Source organism: Acidobacteriota bacterium, assembly GCA_030949985.1.
Lineage (GTDB): Bacteria > Acidobacteriota > Polarisedimenticolia > J045 > J045 > JALTMS01.
The window spans coordinates 1-2,784 of the sequence record JAUZRX010000108.1 but is presented as its reverse complement, the minus strand read 5'-3'; the positions used below and the strand labels follow the sequence as shown (position 1 = coordinate 2,784).

The 2,784-nt window shown below is 59.6% G+C and carries 3 protein-coding genes; all 3 read left to right on the top strand.

The genetic code is table 11. From position 1 onward, the window contains the following. The first annotated feature begins 308 nt into the window (after positions 1-308). On the top strand, positions 309-1,118 hold the full coding sequence (locus Q9Q40_14965; GenBank protein MDQ7008520.1) for a hypothetical protein: 810 nt from the start codon (positions 309-311) through the stop codon (positions 1,116-1,118). A gap of 41 nt (positions 1,119-1,159) precedes the next feature. Continuing rightward, entirely contained in the window at positions 1,160-2,098 is a 939-nt protein-coding gene (locus Q9Q40_14960; protein ID MDQ7008519.1) for a toll/interleukin-1 receptor domain-containing protein, read from the top strand. 99 nt (positions 2,099-2,197) lie between these two features. After that, on the top strand, positions 2,198-2,784 hold a 587-nt coding region (locus Q9Q40_14955; GenBank protein MDQ7008518.1), incomplete at its 3' end, for a winged helix-turn-helix domain-containing protein.

Below are 2,784 nucleotides of genomic sequence, written 5' to 3'. Positions count from 1 at the left end.
CACCCACGTTCTGCAGGCGGGCCCCCTCGCCGTCTCCAGCCCCCTCGACCACCTCCCTTCCGATCCCCAGCCGTAGCAGGTGGGGGAGGGGGCGTGGGGCCGGTGGCGGGCCGCTATGCGGAACGGTGTAGCGCGGTGGGTTTGATGGGGTTGCGGGTTGGGGTGGGGGCGAAGGTGTTGACATCGTGGGGATTGGGCTGGAAGAATCAAGCTGGCGAGCCGTTTGGTGGGGGAGCTTCGTGGAACCAGAGAACGCCGAATGCCCGCTTACGAAGAACGGCCGACTTCGAGTTCGGCGGACAAGGGACATGAAGGCGCGAGAGGCTGACTTGTTTCCGTCAGACGTGGCGCAGAAGCTGAAGACCTACGTCTACAGGCTCATCGACCCGCGCAATGGGGAGACCTTCTACGTTGGCAAGGGTAAGGGCAATCGTGTGTTCAGCCACATCCGTGCCGAGCAGGACCTCGAAGGCGATGAGATCGACAACAAGCTCAAGCGCATCCGAGAAATACGGCTCGCCGGGTTCGAGGTTGCCCACGTGATTCACCGCCACGGCATGGATGAGAAAACGGCCTTCGAAGTCGAGGCCGCGCTCATCGACGCGTACCCGGGACTCACCAACATGGTCGGCGGAACCGGCGGCAGCGACTACGGGGCCATGCACGCCAAGGAGATCATTCGCCGCTACTCTGCCGAACCGGCGGTCTTCCGACACAAGGCGTTGCTCATCAGCGTCAACAGGAGCGCGGCCGAGCGATCGTTGTACGACGCAACGCGTTACGCGTGGAAGATCAGCAAGGCGAAGGCGCGACAAGCTGAGGTCGTCCTCGCCACCATGCAGGGCCTGATCGTAGGCGCATTCATCGCGCACGAGTGGCTGGAGGCGACGGCAGCGAACTTCCCTGGTCGCGCGGAGGGCGACGGGGCGCCAGGCCGTTTCGGCTTCGTCGGAGAGGAAGCGCCCGAGGACCTGAAAAGGCTCTACGTCGGAAAGCGGGTGCCCGACGAGTATCGAAAGCGTGGCGCAGCGAACCCGATCAAGTACACCTGGAGCAAGGAGGCGAAGGCCGCCGAACAAGCCGATGCAGACGGACGGCCGCTTCGCGGCCGCCGCTGATCGGTAAGGCGTTCGGTGGCCAGAAAGGTTCAGTAGGAATGGTGACAGCCTTCATCTCGTACTCCTGGGATAGCGATGAACACAGAGACTGGGTCCTTGCTCTGGCGACCCGCCTGCGGAGCGACGGAGTCGAGACCGTGCTGGATCAGTGGCACCTCGTGCCGGGCGACCAGCTGCCGGCATTTATGGAAAAGGCGGTTCGCGAATCAGATTACGTGTTGATCGTCTGCACGCCTCGCTACAAAGAGAGATCAGAACGCCGCGTCGGTGGCGTCGGATACGAGGGTGACATTATTACTGGCGAGGTGCTCACCACTGGGAACCAGCGAAAGTTCATACCGCTACTCAGACTTGGAGAGTGGGGCCAGTCCGCTCCAAGCTGGTTGGCCGGGAAGTACCACGTTGATCTCCGTGGGCACCCATACGGCGAAGCCCGCTACCAAGACCTGATAACAACTCTGCTCGGTACCCGCCCACAGGCACCTCCGACTGGGCCCGCCGTTGGCCGCCCGACGCCAAGCGCGGCGCGAGGAGGCGGAGTGGCCGCACAAAGTTCGTCTGAGCCGCAAACGTTCGAACCGATTCGAATAGCCAGAGTCATCGTTGATAAGGTTGGCGCGCCGCGCAACGACGGAACGCGCGGGAGTGCGCTGTATGCTGTCCCGTTTAGATTCTCTCGGCGACCGCCGTCGGACTGGGCGCAGCTCTTTCTTGAGGCGTGGGACCGCCCCCCGCGTTTCACGTCGATGCATCGGCCGGGCATCGCGCGAATCTACGGTGACAAGGTCGTTCTGGGCGGTACGACCGTCGACGAGGTCGAGAGGTACCACAGGGAGACGCTGATCCTTGCCGCCGAAGAGGCGAACAAGGCGTACGTGGAACTGCAAACACGGCGTCGCGCAGAGGAGGAGCGCGAGCGGGCACGTGCCGATGCACACAAGAAGAGCGTTGAAGGTGCCGCCAAGCGCCTCAAGTTCTAAGCGACAGCGCAGTTGGTCGCCGAACAACAGCATGCAGCGGACGGCGCTGCGCGCCGCCGATGATGCCGAAGCCGTTAGCTGCACGAACAGGAAAAAATTATGACCAAACGCAAAGGGCCGGAGTTTCTGCGATTTTGTGTTCCTATAATAGAAGTGCTTCGCGAACTTGGTGGTTCTGGACGGCCTGCTGAAGTGACCGATCTGGTTATTGAGCGGATGAATATCCCGGAAGATGAGCAGGAAATTACAAATAAAAATGGTGGGTCACGCATTCGTAATCAGGTTGCTTGGGCAAGATTTTACTTGGTTAGGGCCGGATTGCTCAGTTCGTCCCAACGTGGAGTCTGGGGGTTAACTGAAAAAGGGGCAAACGTAAACTTGAATGATGAGTTTGTCCTCGAATTATTCCGGGAAGTTCATCAACAATTTATTGAGGAACGCAAGGCACGTAAATCTGCTGAGAAAATAGTCGAAGAAGACGATGCGGATGCGAGTGGCACTGAGGTTGACGCCGATTACAAGGTAGAACTTTTGTCAATGCTGCAATCTCTTCCGCCAGAAGGTTTTGAGCGAATTTGCCAGCGACTGTTACGTGAGTCAGGTTTTCAGCAGGTTACTGTTACCGGAAAAACCGGAGACGGAGGGATTGATGGTCATGGCATACTGCAAATCAATCCGATTGTTTC

Coding starts and splice junctions, on each gene's coding strand:
- Q9Q40_14965 (MDQ7008520.1), top strand. CDS start 309: ATGAAGGCGCGAGAGGCTGACTTGTTTCCGTCAGACGTGGCGCAGAAG.